At 60.2% G+C, this 15,708-nt stretch carries 11 protein-coding genes and 4 tRNA genes; 8 read left to right on the top strand and 7 right to left on the bottom strand.

The window, feature by feature from the left end; all coding sequences use genetic code 11:
• Positions 1–128 precede the first annotated feature (128 nt).
• Both ACYZT8_RS08625 and ACYZT8_RS08630 read right to left on the bottom strand, forming a co-directional pair.
• Positions 129–3,599, bottom strand: a complete 3,471-nt coding sequence (locus ACYZT8_RS08625) for a hybrid sensor histidine kinase/response regulator (protein WP_461980338.1) — start codon at positions 3,597–3,599, stop codon at positions 129–131.
• Between the two features lie 247 nt (positions 3,600–3,846).
• Positions 3,847–4,386, bottom strand: coding sequence for a TetR/AcrR family transcriptional regulator (locus tag ACYZT8_RS08630; RefSeq protein WP_461980339.1), 540 nt, complete (start codon positions 4,384–4,386; stop codon positions 3,847–3,849).
• A gap of 91 nt (positions 4,387–4,477) precedes the next feature.
• On the opposite strand from ACYZT8_RS08630, the gene ACYZT8_RS08635 reads away from it, so the two are divergent.
• From ACYZT8_RS08635 to ACYZT8_RS08650, 4 genes are all read left to right on the top strand, one after another.
• The gene (locus tag ACYZT8_RS08635) at positions 4,478–5,671 is read left to right on the top strand and encodes an MFS transporter (RefSeq protein ID WP_461980340.1); all 1,194 of its coding nucleotides are present in this window, start codon (positions 4,478–4,480) and stop codon (positions 5,669–5,671) included.
• 40 nt (positions 5,672–5,711) lie between these two features.
• Complete coding sequence (locus ACYZT8_RS08640) at positions 5,712–6,023, top strand: cupin domain-containing protein (protein WP_461980341.1); 312 nt, start codon at positions 5,712–5,714, stop codon at positions 6,021–6,023.
• Between the two features lie 106 nt (positions 6,024–6,129).
• Positions 6,130–7,281, top strand: coding sequence for a TDT family transporter (locus tag ACYZT8_RS08645; RefSeq protein ID WP_461980342.1), 1,152 nt, complete (start codon positions 6,130–6,132; stop codon positions 7,279–7,281).
• A gap of 98 nt (positions 7,282–7,379) precedes the next feature.
• Positions 7,380–9,254, top strand: coding sequence for an MFS transporter (locus tag ACYZT8_RS08650; protein ID WP_461980343.1), 1,875 nt, complete (start codon positions 7,380–7,382; stop codon positions 9,252–9,254).
• A gap of 139 nt (positions 9,255–9,393) precedes the next feature.
• On the opposite strand, the gene sugE is transcribed toward ACYZT8_RS08650, so the two are convergent.
• The 3 genes from sugE to rdgC form a co-directional block, all read right to left on the bottom strand.
• On the bottom strand, positions 9,394–9,708 hold the full coding sequence (gene sugE / locus ACYZT8_RS08655) for a quaternary ammonium compound efflux SMR transporter SugE (protein WP_008013928.1): 315 nt from the start codon (positions 9,706–9,708) through the stop codon (positions 9,394–9,396).
• A 119-nt stretch (positions 9,709–9,827) separates the two neighbouring features.
• On the bottom strand, positions 9,828–10,793 hold the full coding sequence (locus ACYZT8_RS08660) for a bile acid:sodium symporter family protein (protein WP_461980344.1): 966 nt from the start codon (positions 10,791–10,793) through the stop codon (positions 9,828–9,830).
• A gap of 144 nt (positions 10,794–10,937) precedes the next feature.
• Positions 10,938–11,858, bottom strand: a complete 921-nt coding sequence (gene rdgC, locus ACYZT8_RS08665; protein WP_109628681.1) for a recombination-associated protein RdgC — start codon at positions 11,856–11,858, stop codon at positions 10,938–10,940.
• A 160-nt stretch (positions 11,859–12,018) separates the two neighbouring features.
• On the opposite strand from rdgC, the gene ACYZT8_RS08670 reads away from it, so the two are divergent.
• From ACYZT8_RS08670 to ACYZT8_RS08685, 4 genes are all read left to right on the top strand, one after another.
• Positions 12,019–12,094: transfer RNA gene (locus ACYZT8_RS08670), tRNA-Val, on the top strand.
• Positions 12,095–12,112: 18 nt separating this feature from the next.
• Positions 12,113–12,189: transfer RNA gene (locus ACYZT8_RS08675), tRNA-Asp, on the top strand.
• Between the two features lie 199 nt (positions 12,190–12,388).
• Positions 12,389–12,464: transfer RNA gene (locus ACYZT8_RS08680), tRNA-Val, on the top strand.
• Between the two features lie 19 nt (positions 12,465–12,483).
• Positions 12,484–12,560: transfer RNA gene (locus ACYZT8_RS08685), tRNA-Asp, on the top strand.
• A gap of 85 nt (positions 12,561–12,645) precedes the next feature.
• On the opposite strand, the gene ACYZT8_RS08690 is transcribed toward ACYZT8_RS08685, so the two are convergent.
• The gene (locus ACYZT8_RS08690; protein ID WP_461980345.1) at positions 12,646–13,779 is read right to left on the bottom strand and encodes a catalase family protein; all 1,134 of its coding nucleotides are present in this window, start codon (positions 13,777–13,779) and stop codon (positions 12,646–12,648) included.
• The gene (locus tag ACYZT8_RS08695; RefSeq protein ID WP_461980346.1) at positions 13,776–15,587 is read right to left on the bottom strand and encodes a di-heme-cytochrome C peroxidase; all 1,812 of its coding nucleotides are present in this window, start codon (positions 15,585–15,587) and stop codon (positions 13,776–13,778) included. The genes ACYZT8_RS08690 and ACYZT8_RS08695 overlap by 4 nt, the downstream gene beginning before the upstream one ends.
• Positions 15,588–15,708: the final 121 nt, after the last annotated feature.

The raw sequence follows: 15,708 nt of genomic DNA on the forward strand, positions 1-15,708 counted from the left end.
GAGCAAGCTCGCTCCCACAATGGATCAGTGTTGCTGCACAAATAGTGTGAACAACACAAAAACCTGTGGGAGCGAGCTTGCTCGCGATGGCGTCTGTTCAGACAAAGCAGGGGTTAAAACCTGCCACATCACAACGGCAAATGCCGACTCAACAACGCCCGCAACGCCGCCGGTTTCACCGGTTTGGCCAAGTACTCCAGCCCCGCCGCATGAACCTGGGCCACCGTCTCCGGTCGTCCATCGGCACTGATCACCACCCCCGGCACCGGTTCCCCAAGCTGGGTGCGCAACCACGCCATCAACTCGGTCCCGGTCTCGCCATGGTCCAGGTGGTAATCCACCAGCGCCAACTGCGGACGTACACCGTCGTTCAGCAGCGCCGCGCATTCATCACGGTTGCGAGCGGTCCAGACCTGGCAACCCCAGCGTGTCAGCAGGCTGTTCATGCCGATCAGGATGCTGTCTTCGTTATCGATACACAGCACCTGCGCGCCGCTCAACACATGGCCATTGAGCTCGGCGACCTTGGCCGGCGCGACGGTTTGTGCCCGCGCCAGCGGCACGCTGACACTGAACACGCTGCCCCGGCCCGGCCAGGACCGAACGCGCAAGGTGTGCCCCAACACGCGACACAGCCCATCGGCAATCGCCAACCCCAGACCCAGACCTTTCTCGGCGCGCGTCTGGTGGCTGTCGAGGCGTTTGAATTCTTCGAAAATCACCTGCTGTTTGTCTTCAGGAATCCCCGGCCCACGGTCCCAGACCTCCAGACACAACTCGCCCTTGCGCCGCCGCACACCCAGCAGCACGGGCCCTTTGGCGTAGCGGAAAGCGTTGGTCAGGAAATTCTGCAAGATCCGGCGTAGTAGTTTGATGTCGCTGTCGATCCGTAACGTGCTGCCCCGAACACGGAATTTCAGCCCTTGCTCCTGAGCCAGTGCCTTGAATTCGGCACCGAGCGCATTGAACAGCTCGTTAAGCACAAAGGGGTTGGGGTCCGGGTTGATCTTGCCGTTCTCCAGGCGAGAAATGTCCAGCAGGTCGCTGATCAGGTCCTCGGCCGAGCGCAGTGAGCTATCGAGGTGATGCACCAGCTTTTGCGCCTCGCTGGACAGGCCATCGTCTTGATGGGAGAGGGCGGCGGAGAACAGGCGCGCAGCATTCAACGGTTGCATCAAGTCATGGCTGACCGCTGCCAGAAAGCGGGTTTTCGACTGGTTGGCCGATTCGGCGGTGCCCTTGGCTTCGGTCAGGGCAACGTTGAGTTGTGACAGTTCGTGGGTCCGTGCGGTAACCCGCTGCTCCAGGCCTTCGTTGGCTTCGGTCAGCGCCTGTTCTGCCTCGCGGAACGCGGTGATGTCAGTGAAACTCATGACGAAACCGCCGCCGGGCATTGGGTTGCCGATCAGCTCGATCACACGCCCGTTGGGGAAAAGTCTTTCAGAGGTGTGGGCGCGCCCCTGACGCATCCAGTGCAAGCGGCGGGCGACGTGCACTTCGGCTTCGCCGGGGCCGCACAGGCCGCGCTCGGCGTTGTAGCGAATGATGTCGGCAATCGGTCGGCCAAGCCTGATCAGCCCATCCGGGTAATTGAACAGCTCCAGATAGCGCCGGTTCCAGGCCACCAGTTTCAGCGATTGGTCGACCACGCTGATGCCCTGGGTGATGTTTTCGATCGCGCCTTGCAGCAGGGCGCGGTTGAACTGCAGCACTTCCGAGGCTTCGTCGGCGATCCGGACGACATCCTCCAGCTGCATTTCCCGACCTTCGATGGCGGCTTTTACCACCGCCCGCGTCGACGAAGCGCCGAGTACACCGGCCAGCAAGCGTTCGGTATGGGCAATCCATTCACCGTCGGCGTTCTGGTTCGGGTTGAAGCCTTTGCCTTGGCGGTAGGCGAAACGGATGAAGCTCTGCCGCGCCCGTTCTTCACCGACAAAGCGGGCGGCCAGTTGCAGCAAATCGTCGATCTGCACCGCCAGCATCGAGCGGGCGCTGGGACGGGCGCTGATTTCCTGCCCGATGAAACGACCCGCCTGCCAGTGCTCGGAAACCCTCGTGCGTGACAGCACCGACACCCAGGCGAACAGCGTGAAGTTGGCCGCCAGCGACAACACCACGCCTTGTGTCAGCGGGGTGAGCGGCAGATTCAGCGGGTTGCTGTGCAGCCACGCCAACCCTGGAAAACTGCTCAGGGACAACCCGAGGCTGTGGGCCGCGATCGGCAAAATCAGGGTGTAGAACCAGAGGAACGTGCCGGCGGCGAGACCGGCGAACACGCCCCGGCGGTTGGCCTGTTTCCAGTACAGCGCGCCCAACATGGCTGGGGCCAGTTGGGTCACGGCGGCGAAGGCGATCTGGCCGATGGTCGCCAGGCTCGCCGTTGAGCCGAGCAGGCGATAACTGACGTAAGCCAGCAACAGAATCACCACGATGCTGACCCGGCGCACGGACAGCATCCACTGGCGGAACACTTCGAACGGTCGCTCAGCGTTGTTTCGGCGCAGCAACCACGGCAGCAACATGTCGTTGGAGACCATGGTCGACAGCGCGACGCTGGCGACGATCACCATGCCGGTCGCCGCTGAGGCACCGCCGATAAAGGCCAGCATCGCCAGGGCCGGGTGCGCTTGGGCCAGGGGCAGGCTGATGACGAAAGAGTCCGGCAGTACTGAGCTGGGCAGGAGCATCTGACCGGCAAGGGCGATCGGTACGACAAACAACGCCGCCAGCGCCAGGTAGGCAGGGAACACCCATTTCGCCAGGCGCAGATCCTGGGGATCAATATTTTCCACCACCGTCACGTGGAACTGCCGGGGCAGGCAAATGATCGCCATCATCGCCACGCCGGTCTGAACCACCATCGACGGCCAGTTGATGGTTTCCTTCCAGTATTGCTCCAGGCGTGGGGCGAGCATGGCCTGGTTGAACAGGTCGTCGAAGCCGTCGTACAGGCCGTAGGTCACGAACGCGCCGACCGCGAGAAACGCGAACAGCTTGACCAGTGATTCGAAGGCAATCGCCAGCACCATGCCGCGGTGGTGTTCCGTGGCGTCGAGGTTGCGGGTACCGAAGACAATGGTGAACAGCGCCAACACCAGCGACACGATCAGCGCCGTGTCCTGAGCGCGCGTGCCCATGGCGTCGGCACCGGCACCGATCAGCAGGTTCACCCCGAGGACGATGCCCTTGAGTTGGAGCGCGATGTAGGGCAACACGCCGACCAGGCAGATCAGTGCCACCACCACGGCCAGCGACTGGGATTTGCCATAGCGGGCGGCGATAAAGTCAGCGATGGAGGTGATGTTCTCCTGCTTGCTGATCATCACCATTTTTTGCAGGACCCACGGCGCGCAAACCAGCAGCAGGATCGGCCCGAGGTAAATCGGCAGGAATGACCAGAGTTGCTCGGCGGCCTGGCCGACTGCGCCAAAGAAGGTCCAGCTGGTGCAATAGACCGCCAGCGACAGGCTGTACACCCACGCGCGCACTCGCGGCGGCAACGGCGTGCTGCGACGGTCGCCGTAAAAGGCGATGGCGAACATGATGGCCATATAGGCCAGGGCGACGGCGGCGATCAGCCCGCTGGACAACGGCATGGGAACTCCCGACAAAAGACACCCGGGACTCCCGCCCGGTCAGACAGTCTCGCACGATGGCAGGGGTTAGTCAGTGTCGACCAAGGTCGTGGCGTGGTGGGGTGTCGCAGGGTGCTAATTAGTCAGATCCGGGTGGTCATTGCGGGCCTCATCGCGAGCAAGCTCGCTCCCACAGGTTTTGTGTCGTTCGCCGATTATGTGAACGAAGCAGAACCTGTGGGAGCGTGGCTTGCCCGCGAAGGCGGCCTCACTGATTCAACGCAATCTCGATCAACCGATGCAATTCCTCAACCTCCAACGGCGCCGCCGAAAACAGGATACGAAACACCGTCGGTGCCGCCACCAGATTGATCAATCGGTCGACACTCGGCTTCGGCTGATCTGGATAACGATCCAGAATCGTCTGCAATTGCCCGCCAATGATCGTCGCGCAATAGACCGGTGTGGTGCTGCATTGCACGTCGCGCAGCATGTTGCGGCCGGGCTCGGAACTCATCTCGTCCAGATACTGCTCCGCCCAGGCCCGCACATCACTGTGCAGGCTGCCGGTGTTGGCCGGTTCGCTGTCCGGGCGCAGGCGGGCGAGGGCGACGTCGGCCAGCAGCGTCGACAAGTCGCCCCAGCGCCGATAGATGGTCGACGGTGTAACCCCTGCGCGCGCAGCAATTTGCGGGACGGTCACGGTCGATCGTTCCTGCTCTTCGAGCAGATCGCGGACAGCCGAATGAATCGACTCTTGCACCCGGGCGCTTCGACCGCCCGGGCGTAAACCTTCTTTAATAGCCATACGGCGGACCTTAACACAAAGAATTTGCTTTAAGCGCTGGCCAGTAGCACACTCCGCAAAAGCAACAAATTAGCTTTTGCGGAGTGTGCGCATGTCCAGCTCGATATCAAACCGTTCCAGCCTGTGGTTTCTGGCGATTACTTTACTGAGTTTTCTCGCCGCTTCCACTGCGCCGACGCCTCTGTACCACTTGTATCAGGAACACCTGCAATTCTCGGCAGCGACCCTGACCCTGATTTTCGGCGTGTACGCCATCAGCTTGCTCGCCGCGCTGCTTACGGTCGGCTCGCTCTCGGATTACCTGGGACGCAAACCGGTGATCTTTACCGCTGTGGCGCTGAACATGCTGGCCATGCTGCTGTTTATCAATGCCGACAGCGTCGCCTTGTTGATCAGTGCCCGAGTGCTTCAGGGCTTTGCTACCGGGATGGCCACGGCAGTGTTGGGTGCCGCGTTGCTGGACACTGATCGCCAGCAAGGTCCGCTGGTCAATAGCGTTGCGCCGCTGCTCGGCATGGCTGCCGGCGCCATGGGTTGCGGCCTGTTGGCCGAGTTTGCGCCGCTGCCGCTGCAATTGACCTTTTGGGTGCTGCTCGCGATGTTCGGGTTGCAGGCGCTGTACGTCTGGCGTCTGCCGGAAAGCGTCAGTCCACAACGTGGTGCGTTGGCTTCGCTGCGTCCGACCTTGCATGTGCCCGTTCAGGCACGGCGTGCGTTGTGGCTGGTGCTGCCGATCAACACCGCCGCCTGGGCGCTCGGCGGTTTTTACGCGTCGCTCGCTCCGTCCCTTGTGCGGACGGCCACCGGATCGACGTCGAATCTGATTGGCGGTGCCACGGTGGCAGTGCTGACCGTCACCGGCGCGTTGATGATCTACACCTTGCGTAGTCGTCCTGCCGACAAAGTCTTGCGGGTCGGTGCGAGCATTCTGCCCGTGGGTGTGGCGCTGATTTTACTGGCGGTCCACAGCGCCAGCCTGCCGCTGTTCTTTATCGGGACGCTGGTCGCCGGATGCGGTTTCGGCGCCAGTTTCCTCGGCTCGTTGCGCAGTGTGGTGCCAATGGCTTTGCCTCACGAACGGGCCGGGTTGATGTCGGCGTTTTATGTGCTCAGTTATCTGGCGTTCTGCCTGCCGTCGTTGCTGGCAGGGAATCTGACCCGAGCTTTTGGTCTGGTTGCCACGACCGATGGCTATGGCACGGTGCTGATTGTCCTGTCGGTCGGCGCACTGCTCGCGCTGATCCGTCAGCTGCCTGTCAAAGTCTGTGGCGTCGATGTTCGATGACCGCTAGCCTTGGCCCGTCATTCATCTCGACGGACCGCCCATGAAGATCATCCGCAGTAAATCCTTCACCGCTGACCGTGCCTGGGGCGCCCTGGATATCGCCAACATGAACGGCATCACCACCCGTTTGCACTGGACGGATCAACCGTACAAATGGCACGTCAACGATGGGCAGGAAGTGTTCGTCGTACTCGATGGCCAGGTGCAGATGCGCTACCGCGAAGAGGGCGTCGAAAAGGAAGCGCTGCTGGACGTCGGCGATATCTTTTATGCGTCTGTCGGTACCGAACACGTCGCCCACCCGCTAGGCGCGGCGAGGATCCTGGTGATCGAGACTGAAGGCAGTGTCTGACGCTATATCTGTAAAACAGATAACAGTTAGAGATATTACCCGTTATATAGATATTCGATTCATCTCTACCATGAATTCCACCTCACCAGAGGAAGAGGAATTCGCCATGACATGCCCTAACACCACCACCCTCGGTTTCAAACCGCTCAGCCATTTGCCGCACCCGCTTGAGGCCATTCGCCAATTCACCCCCAACTGGTTTGCCGCAACCATGGGGACGGGCGTGCTGGCATTGGCGCTGGCGCAATTGCCCGTTGCCATACCCGGTCTGAACGCGGTGGCCGAAGGTCTCTGGCTGCTCAATATCTGCCTGTTTGCGTTGTTCACCGCAGCGTACGCCGCACGCTGGGTGCTGTTCTTCGATGAGGCACGACGGATTTTCGGCCACTCCACGGTCTCGATGTTTTTCGGCACTATCCCCATGGGGTTGGCGACCATCATCAACGGTTTCCTGGTGTTCGGCTTGCCGCGCTGGGGCGACGGTGTGATTCATATTGCCGAAGTGCTGTGGTGGCTCGATGTGGCCATGTCTGTGGCCTGCGGCGTGCTGATTCCCTACATGATGTTCACTCGTCAGGAGCACAGCATCGACCAGATGACAGCGGTCTGGCTGTTACCCGTGGTCGCGGCGGAGGTGGCTGCCGCCAGCGGTGGTTTGCTGGCACCGCACCTGGCCGATGCCCATTCGCAACTGGTGGTGCTGACGACCAGCTACGTGCTTTGGGCCTTTTCCCTGCCGGTGGCGTTCAGCATTCTGACGATTCTGTTGTTGCGCATGGCGCTGCATAAACTGCCTCACGAAAACATGGCCGCCTCCAGCTGGCTGGCGCTGGGGCCGATCGGCACCGGGGCGTTGGGCATGTTGCTGCTGGGCGCCGATGCGCCGGCCATTTTTGCGGCTAACGGCCTGCCGGGCATGGGTGAAATTGCGGCCGGGTTGGGCCTGGTAGCCGGGATCACGCTGTGGGGCTTCGGCTTCTGGTGGATGCTGATAGCGCTGCTGATTACCGTGCGTTACTTGCGCGACGGTATCCCGTTCAACCTCGGCTGGTGGGGCTTCACCTTCCCGCTGGGGGTCTATTCGCTGACGACGTTGAAACTGGGCAGCACTTTGAACCTGGCGTTTTTCAGTGTCTTTGGCTGCGTGCTGGTGGCGATGCTGGCAGTGATGTGGCTGATCGTCTCCATACGTACGGTGCAGGGCGCGTGGCGGGGCGAGTTGTTTGTCTCGCCGTGCATAGCAGGATTAAACAAATAACCTGCCAAGATTAGGTAATGTGTGGCCTGGATCGACGTTCGACATTCCAATAAAAATCGCCAAGCCACTCTTTACCCAACATCAGGGACACATGGAAGATGAGCCACCCCTCACAGTTCACCTTGCTTCGCACCCGGCGCTTCCTGCCATTCTTTATTACGCAGTCCCTCGGGGCGTTCAACGACAACATCTTCAAGCAGTCGTTGATCCTCGCCATTCTGTACAAGCTGACGATCGAGGGTGACCGTTCGATCTGGGTCAACCTGTGCGCGTTGCTGTTTATCCTGCCGTTCTTTCTGTTCTCGGCACTGGCCGGCCAGTTCGGGGAAAAGTTCGCCAAGGACGCGCTGATTCGGCTGATCAAGCTCGGGGAAATCGCCATCATGGCGGTCGGCGCGGTCGGTTTCCTGTTCGATCACCTGTCGCTGATGCTGGTGGCGTTGTTCGCCATGGGCACGCACTCGGCGTTGTTCGGGCCGGTGAAATACTCGATCCTGCCGCAAGCCCTGCGCGAAGAAGAGCTGGTGGGTGGCAACGGGCTGGTGGAAATGGGCACATTTCTGGCGATCCTCGCCGGGACCATCGGCGCCGGGATCATGATGTCGTCCAGTCATTACGCACCCATCGTTTCCACCGCGATCATCGGTATTGCGGTGCTCGGTTACCTGGCCAGTCGCAGCATTCCCCGGGCGGCAGCTTCATCGCCGCACATGCGCCTGAACTGGAACATCTTCAGCCAATCCTGGGTTACCTTGAAACTGGGCCTGGGGCAAACGCCTGCGGTGTCGCGTTCCATCGTCGGCAACTCGTGGTTCTGGTTTGTCGGGGCGATTTATCTGACGCAGATCCCGGCCTATGCCAAGGAATGGATGCACGGCGACGAGACCGTGGTGACGCTGATCCTGACAGTGTTCTCGGTGGGCATCGCGCTGGGCTCGATGCTCTGCGAGAAACTCTCCGGACGCAAAGTCGAGATCGGCCTGGTGCCGTTCGGTTCGTTCGGGTTGACGGTGTTTGGCTTGCTGCTGTGGTGGCATTCCGGCGGTATTCCAGACAGCGTTGACGGCCATGGCTGGATCGAAATCCTCGGTTTTGGCCACACCTGGCTGGTGCTGATAGACATTCTGGGGCTGGGGATTTTCGGCGGTTTCTACATTGTGCCGCTGTACGCGCTGATTCAGTCGCGCACCCCCGAGAACGAGCGGGCGCGGGTGATTGCCGCCAACAACATCCTTAACGCACTGTTTATGGTGGTGTCGGCGATTGTCTCGATCGTTCTGCTGAGCATGGTCAAGCTGTCGATCCCGCAGCTGTTTCTGGTGGTGTCGCTGCTGAACATCGGCGTCAACGCCTACATCTTCAGCATCGTCCCCGAGTTCACCATGCGCTTCATGATCTGGCTGCTCAGCCATTCCATGTACCGCGTGGAGCATCGCAACCTCGATTTGATCCCGGATGAAGGCGCGGCATTGCTGGTCTGCAACCATGTGTCATTCGTCGATGCGTTGCTGATTGGCGGCGCGGTCCGTAGGCCAATTCGCTTTGTCATGTATTACAAAATCTACAACCTGCCGGTGCTGAACTTTATCTTTCGCACGGCCGGGACGATTCCGATCGCGGGGCGTCAGGAAGACATTCAAATCTACGAAAAGGCCTTCAAGCGGATTGCCCAATATCTGAAGGACGGCGAACTGGTGTGCATCTTCCCGGAAGGCAAGTTGACCGCTGACGGGGAGATGAGCGAGTTCAAGGGTGGGCTGGTGCGGATTCTCGAAGAGACACCGGTTCCGGTGATTCCGCTGGCGTTGCAAGGGTTGTGGGGGAGTTTCTTCAGCCGCGATCCGGGCAAGGGGTTGTTTCGTCGGTTGTGGTCGCGGGTGACATTGGTGGCGGGGCCGGCGGTGGCGGTTGAAGTGGCAGAGCCTGCGGCATTGCAGGCGATGGTCGGGGATTTGCGTGGCACAGTTAGATAGTCGGTGACTAGTCGGGCCTCATCGCGGGCAAGCCCGGCTCCCACAGGAATTTATGGTGTGTCCACAATGTGTGGCACACCGCAAAAACTGTGGGAGCCGGGCTTGCTCCGGGCGGCGTTCCGACGATGGCGGTAGTCGCCTAGGCGCTAACCTTCAGGCCAACCAACCCGGCAATAATCAACGCCACACTGGCCAGCCGGAACAGCGCCATCGATTCACCAAACAGAATGATCCCGGCGATGACCGTGCCCACGGCACCCACGCCCGTCCAGATCGCATAGGCCGTGCCCAGCGGCAATTCCTTCATGGCAAGGCCCAGCAAGCCAAGGCTGATGGCCATGGCGGCAATGGTCAATGCAGTAGGGAGAGGGCGGCTGAAACCATCGGTGTATTTCAGGCCGACGGCCCAGCCCACTTCGAACAGTCCGGCGAAAAACAGAATGATCCAGGACATGAAAGACCTCCATCGATTGACGGGGTCGTCCCCAGATTAATGACTCGATCGAGCCGCGAGGTCGTCCTCGCGTTGCGCAATAGAGTGCCCATCATTAATCCGGGGATCAAGTTTTCGGGTTACTCGGCCGCTTGCTGAACCGCGATTTCCCGGTCTTGTTTCTCGCTCATGCGTCGGAAATACGTCGAGAGCAACGCCCCCGAAATGTTGTGCCAGACGCTGAACAACGCGCTAGGCACTGCCGCCAGTGGCGAGAAGTGCGCACTGGCCAGCGCGGCACCCAACCCGGAGTTCTGCATGCCGACTTCCAGTGCCAGGGATTTGCGCTGGGCCAGCGGCAACTTGAACAGGCGCCCGGTGAAGTAGCCCAACAGGTAACCGAAACTGTTGTGCAGCATCACCACGGCCATGATCAGCAGGCCGGATTCGGCAATCTTCGCCTGGCTGGCGGCGACCACGGCGGTGACGATGATCACGATGCTCACCACGGAAATCAGCGGCAACACTTCCACTGCATGGCGCACCCGATCACCCAACAGCCGCTGGGCAACCACGCCGAGCACGATCGGCAACAGCACCACTTGCAGGATCGACCAGAACAGCTCCATGAAGGACACCGGCAACCACGCCGAGGCCAGCAGCCAGATCAGCGCGGGTGTCAGCAGCGGAGCGAGGAGGGTGGTGACGGCGGCGATGGCCACCGACAGCGCCAGGTCGCCGCGCGCCAGCCAGGTCATCACGTTTGACGAGGTGCCGCTTGGGCAGCAGCCGACCAGAATCACGCCGACGGCGATTTCCGGCGGCAGGTGAAACGCCTGGCAAAGCAACCACGCCACGCCGGGCATGATCACGAAATGTGCAACCACGCCCAGCGCCACGCGCCACGGATGGCGAGCGACTTCGGCGAAGTCTTCGAGTTTGAGGGTCAGGCCCATGCCGAACATCACCAGGCCCAGCAGGGGTACGATCGCGCCTTTCAGGCCGATGAACCACGTCGGCTGCAAGAACGCCACGACCGCGAAAATCAGTACCCAGTAAGCGAAGGTGTTTCCGACAAAACGACTCAATGCAGCGAGGGCGCGCACGGGCTGATCCTTATTTTATTGAACACCACAAAACCAATGTGGGAGTGAGCCTGCTCGCGATGAGGGACTGACATTCAACATTGATGTTGACTGACACTCCGCCATCGCGAGCAGGCTCGCTCCCACAGTAGAGATCACAAGGCTTTAGATCCCTTGCGGAAGCTCTTCACCGCCCAACGCTTCAACCAGTGCCGGCAGGAAGTCGCCGAAGGTCAGCATCATCAAGGTGAAGCTGGCGTCCAGCTGGCCGAGGGCTTCTTCGCCACCGTCCTGTTCCGCCTGGTCTTGCAGCAGGTCTTCGAACTTCAGGCGCTTGACCACCATCTTGTCGTCGAGGACGAAAGACAGCTTGTCTTGCCAGGCCAGCGACAGCTGAGTCACCACTTTGCCGGTGCTCAAGTGCAGCTGAATTTCTTCGCTGGTCAGGTCCTGACGCTTGCAACGCACGATGCCGCCGTCTTCGTGGGTGTCGCGCAGTTCGCACTCGTCCAGTACAAAGAAGTCGTCCGCGGCTTTCTGGGTGGTGACCCATTCAGTCATGGTCGCGGTCGGCGACATTTTCACGGTCAGTGGACGTACCGGCAGGGTGCCGATCACTTCACGCAGGGTGGACAGCAGGTCTTCGGCACGTTTCGGGCTGGCCGAGTTGACCAGGATCAGACCCTGTTTCGGCGCAATGGCCGCGAAGGTCGACGAGCGACGGATAAAGGCACGCGGCAGGAACGCCTGGATGATTTCATCCTTGATCTGGTCGCGTTCCTTTTTGTAGACCTTGCGCATTTGTTCGGCTTCGATCTCTTCGACCTTTTCCTTCACGGCGTCACGCACGACGCTGCCCGGCAAGATGCGCTCTTCTTTACGGGCGGAGATCAGCAGGAAGTCGCCGCTGACGTGCACCAGGGGTGCATCTTCGCCTTTGCCGAACGGCGCGACGAAACCGTAGGTGGTCAACTCCTGGCTTGCACATGGACGCGCCAGTTTGGTGGCCAGTGCAGTTTCCAACGCCTCGGCATCAAAAGGCAGATCTTGGGTCAGGCGATAGATAAGCAGGTTTTTGAACCACATGGGGCGAGTCTCTCCTTTATACAAAGGGGGGCATTATTCTCTTAGCGAAGCCATAGGCCAACCCTTCTCTAAGCCTTTGGAAGGCCTGCAAAAATTATTTAAAAAAGTGCTTGCCAGAGGTTGGGTCGCTCCGTAGAATGCGCGCCACACCGAAAGTGAAGGGTGATTAGCTCAGCTGGGAGAGCGTCTGCCTTACAAGCAGAATGTCGGCGGTTCGATCCCGTCATCACCCACCATTCGCTTTAGTGTTACGCGCAGCGGTAGTTCAGTCGGTTAGAATACCGGCCTGTCACGCCGGGGGTCGCGGGTTCGAGTCCCGTCCGCTGCGCCATATTCGGTAATCTGGAACGCTGAACGCCAGGTCACCACGGAAAAGCCCGCTCACGCGGGTTTTTTTCTGCCCACAGTTTGTACGTTGTTCCTGCAGGTCGTGTCGTGTTACCGGTTTTCAGATTTTTTTGAAAAATTATTCAATTAAATCAACACTTTATGAAAATCTGTGGCACAATGCGCCCCGCAACGAAGGTAAAGGGTGATTAGCTCAGCTGGGAGAGCGTCTGCCTTACAAGCAGAATGTCGGCGGTTCGATCCCGTCATCACCCACCACTTACTTTCAACGCTACGCGCAGCGGTAGTTCAGTCGGTTAGAATACCGGCCTGTCACGCCGGGGGTCGCGGGTTCGAGTCCCGTCCGCTGCGCCATATTCGGTAACCTGGAACGCTGAACGCCAGGTCACCACACAGAAAGCCCGCTTAATGCGGGCTTTTTGTCGTCTGGGATTTGGTTTTATTGCTCGGCATTGCGGCTGTGGCGGTAATCGCTCACGGCTTCATACACCGCTTTGCGCAGGCGGTTGATGCCGCCAATCGGTCGATGGGCCTCAAGCCCGAACCACGGATTGAACGACTGGTTGTCGCATTGAACGTTCAGCGCCGGCGTATCGAAATCCTGGGCGGGCAGTTTGATCCGCGCCACGGTTTCGAACGGCGCATCTTTTTCCTTCCATTCAATACTCGTGTCCTCGATCGGCATGAATTTGCCGGGATCCTGCCGCTGGATCTGCAAGACGAAGCACGCGGGCACTCGATCCGTCGACAATTGCTGGTTCAGCGCATTGCGCAAGAAATTCGGCAGCTTCTGATTCTGCGTCGGCAAGGTGTAGGCCGGGCAGCTGTCGGGGTCCGGCATGACCCGAAATTTGGCGTTGGCGTCACCAAACTTGTAGGGCGAAACCGAAAAGTACGTCGTCTGCGTCGGACTTTCCGGGGCCGGGGAGAGTGTCGCCAAGGCAATAAACAGATGACGAACCTGCCACGTGCGCGGATCCCAGCCGGGGAAAAACGCCGTCAGCTTCTTGCCATCGGCCTGAGCGGCCACATTCTGACGGTATTCGGCGACATCACTGACGAAGAAATTCGGGTGGCTGAACATCACGAAGTCCTGTTCGCCGCGGCTTGGTTGATCGGCGAGCAGTTGCTTGCCGGGCACATCGAGCAGCTTGATCGCCATGCCCCGGGCATCGCGGATACTGTCGAACTGCGGATAGGCATTGCCGTTGGACAGTCGCATCGTCGCTTGCCAGGTTTTGCCGGGTTCGCTGAACACGCCCTGACGCAGCCCGTCCGCCAGATCCGGCAACACTTGGACTTCGGCCTTGACGCAACCGTGCGCCTTGGCATGCGCATCGCGCAGATAGCGGGTGCTTTCACGGTGCTGATCGACGATGCGCACGGCGGTCTGAATGATGTCCTGAGTCATCGCCGCTTCGCCGTCCGGGATCAGCTCTTCAGCCGAGACCGGCCCCCGGTGCTGCCAGGCAAACCACGCCGTGGCCAGCGCCCAACCGAGCACTCCCAGTCCAAGCAACCACAAAAGGGTTTTGCCGAGAAAAGCGCCAAACCAGATCCAGAGTCTGCTCATGGCAATTGTGCCTCCAGGGGGCCGCCCAACACTTTCAGGTACTCCAGCAGCGCCCAGCGCTCTTCCGGTTGCAGCAGGCGACCGATGACGCCGTTGCCACGCTTGCCAGCCCGGAATTCGTGGCCGCTGTTGTGATTGCCGGTGATGCGCGTGTCGAACTTGAAGCCATTGGTGAAGGCCTCGGTGCGATAACCCAGGTGTCTGGGGTCGTACTCGAACGTGCCTTTGTAGAACGTCGTTGCGCGTTCATCCTGGGGCGAGAGCAGTTGATAAATGCTCGGTATCGATCCGTTGTGCAGAAACGGCGCCGTCGCCCAGACACCGGCCAATGGTCGGGCCTTGTAGGCGCGCAGTTCGCGCACACCAATCGGCAGGCCGAAGCCATCCATCTCAGGGCGCTCGGCCTCGGGGATTTCCGCCTCGCGGTAAGCGCGGTTTCCTACGAATGCGGTGACGTAGGCCAGGCCCTTGGCGGACGAGAGTTTGCTCATGTCCAGCGGTTCGGCGGGCGGTGGCTGCAACTGCACATCCAGTTTCGCCAGTTCCGCCGGGTCCCATTGCAAGGCGCTGAGGTCAAAGCGATGGTCGGCGATGTTATTGGCCGCGCCCGGGTCGGTGCCGATGTAGTCCACCGGCAGCATTTTCAGGTGTTGCACCCAGCGTCCGTTGGTCTGGACCGATCGGGGCACGTGGCAACCGGCGCAGTTTTCGCTGAACAATTCGCGACCTTTGACGGCCAGGGGCTTGTCGACAGCGCCCAGCACGTCTTCCGGCCAGGCCGGCGGTTTGAGCCGTTGCAGGGTTTGTTCGATCTGGTGCAGGTCACGCAAGCGGACACTCGACGGATAACGCTCGTCACCTTTCAGCGGTTGGCCGTTGGCGTCGAAGAAGTTCAGGGTGGCGCCGACGCCGAGCGCCTCACCGATATTGCGGGCCATCGGTTGCTGCGCCGAGCCGTTCCATTGCACCCAGTCAAAGGTCCACATGTCCCACAATTGCGGGTAGTCCACCGGGGCATTCGCCACGCGGTAGTTATCGGGTGAAATCGCGTCGCCGAAGCTGGCGTTGGCGATACGCCCGAAGGCGTCTGTGCGGCCAGGGCCTTCCTCGGTCGGATAGAGCCCACGATGGGTATCGTTCCAGGCAATCTTCACGAAGGTATTCAGAGAGGTTTTGAAGTCTTTGCGCAGTTGTTGATGCCGGGCGTCGTAGTTCTCTTTCAGCACGTTGCGGGCGAAGCGTTCGAATTTCCACGGGTTGTAGTAAGTCGAGACCAGACTGGCGACCAGCGCTTGTCCGAAACTGCCACCGCGCAGTGTAGGAACGCTGGAAGGCAGGACATGCTGCGCCGAACCTCCGTCGATACGCACGGCCTGGCCATTGAAACGCAATTCACCGGTGTGGCAGGCGGCGCAGGTGATGTCGAGGTACTCGTCCTGGCTGCCAGGGTTTTGATGGCGGGCAAAACCCACGGGTAAGTTGCCAGGGTTGTTGTTCGGACTGTCCCTCTGGTCGCGGTCGATCAGGAAACCGAAGCGCGCGAGGTACTCGGGGGCGGCAAATCGTTGTTCCGAGAAGGGCAGTTCGAGTTCCTTGAACCAGTCATAGCGCAAGCCTTTGACCTGAGTGCCCTGGGGGGTGAAGTAGTAAGTCTGGCGGTCGGCGGCGCTCCACTGCTCCAGATAACGCACCTCATGCGCGGGGGACCAGGTCGGCAGTTTCGGGTTGGCGACGTAGTACAGAACCACGGCCAGGCCCAGCCCCAACAGCACAGCGAACAGCACCAGCAGGCGGAATAAGAGGCGCAAGATAAACATCCTTGTCGATTTGTAGCTCTCTTATGCCTCAGTGTCAGAGGTGGGGCAAGTGGCCATTACGCCAGATGCTGTGGGATACGGTACCCGTCTCTGTGGGCCCAAGATGACAGAA

The sequence above is a fragment of the Pseudomonas sp. LB3P93 genome (assembly GCF_054898025.1).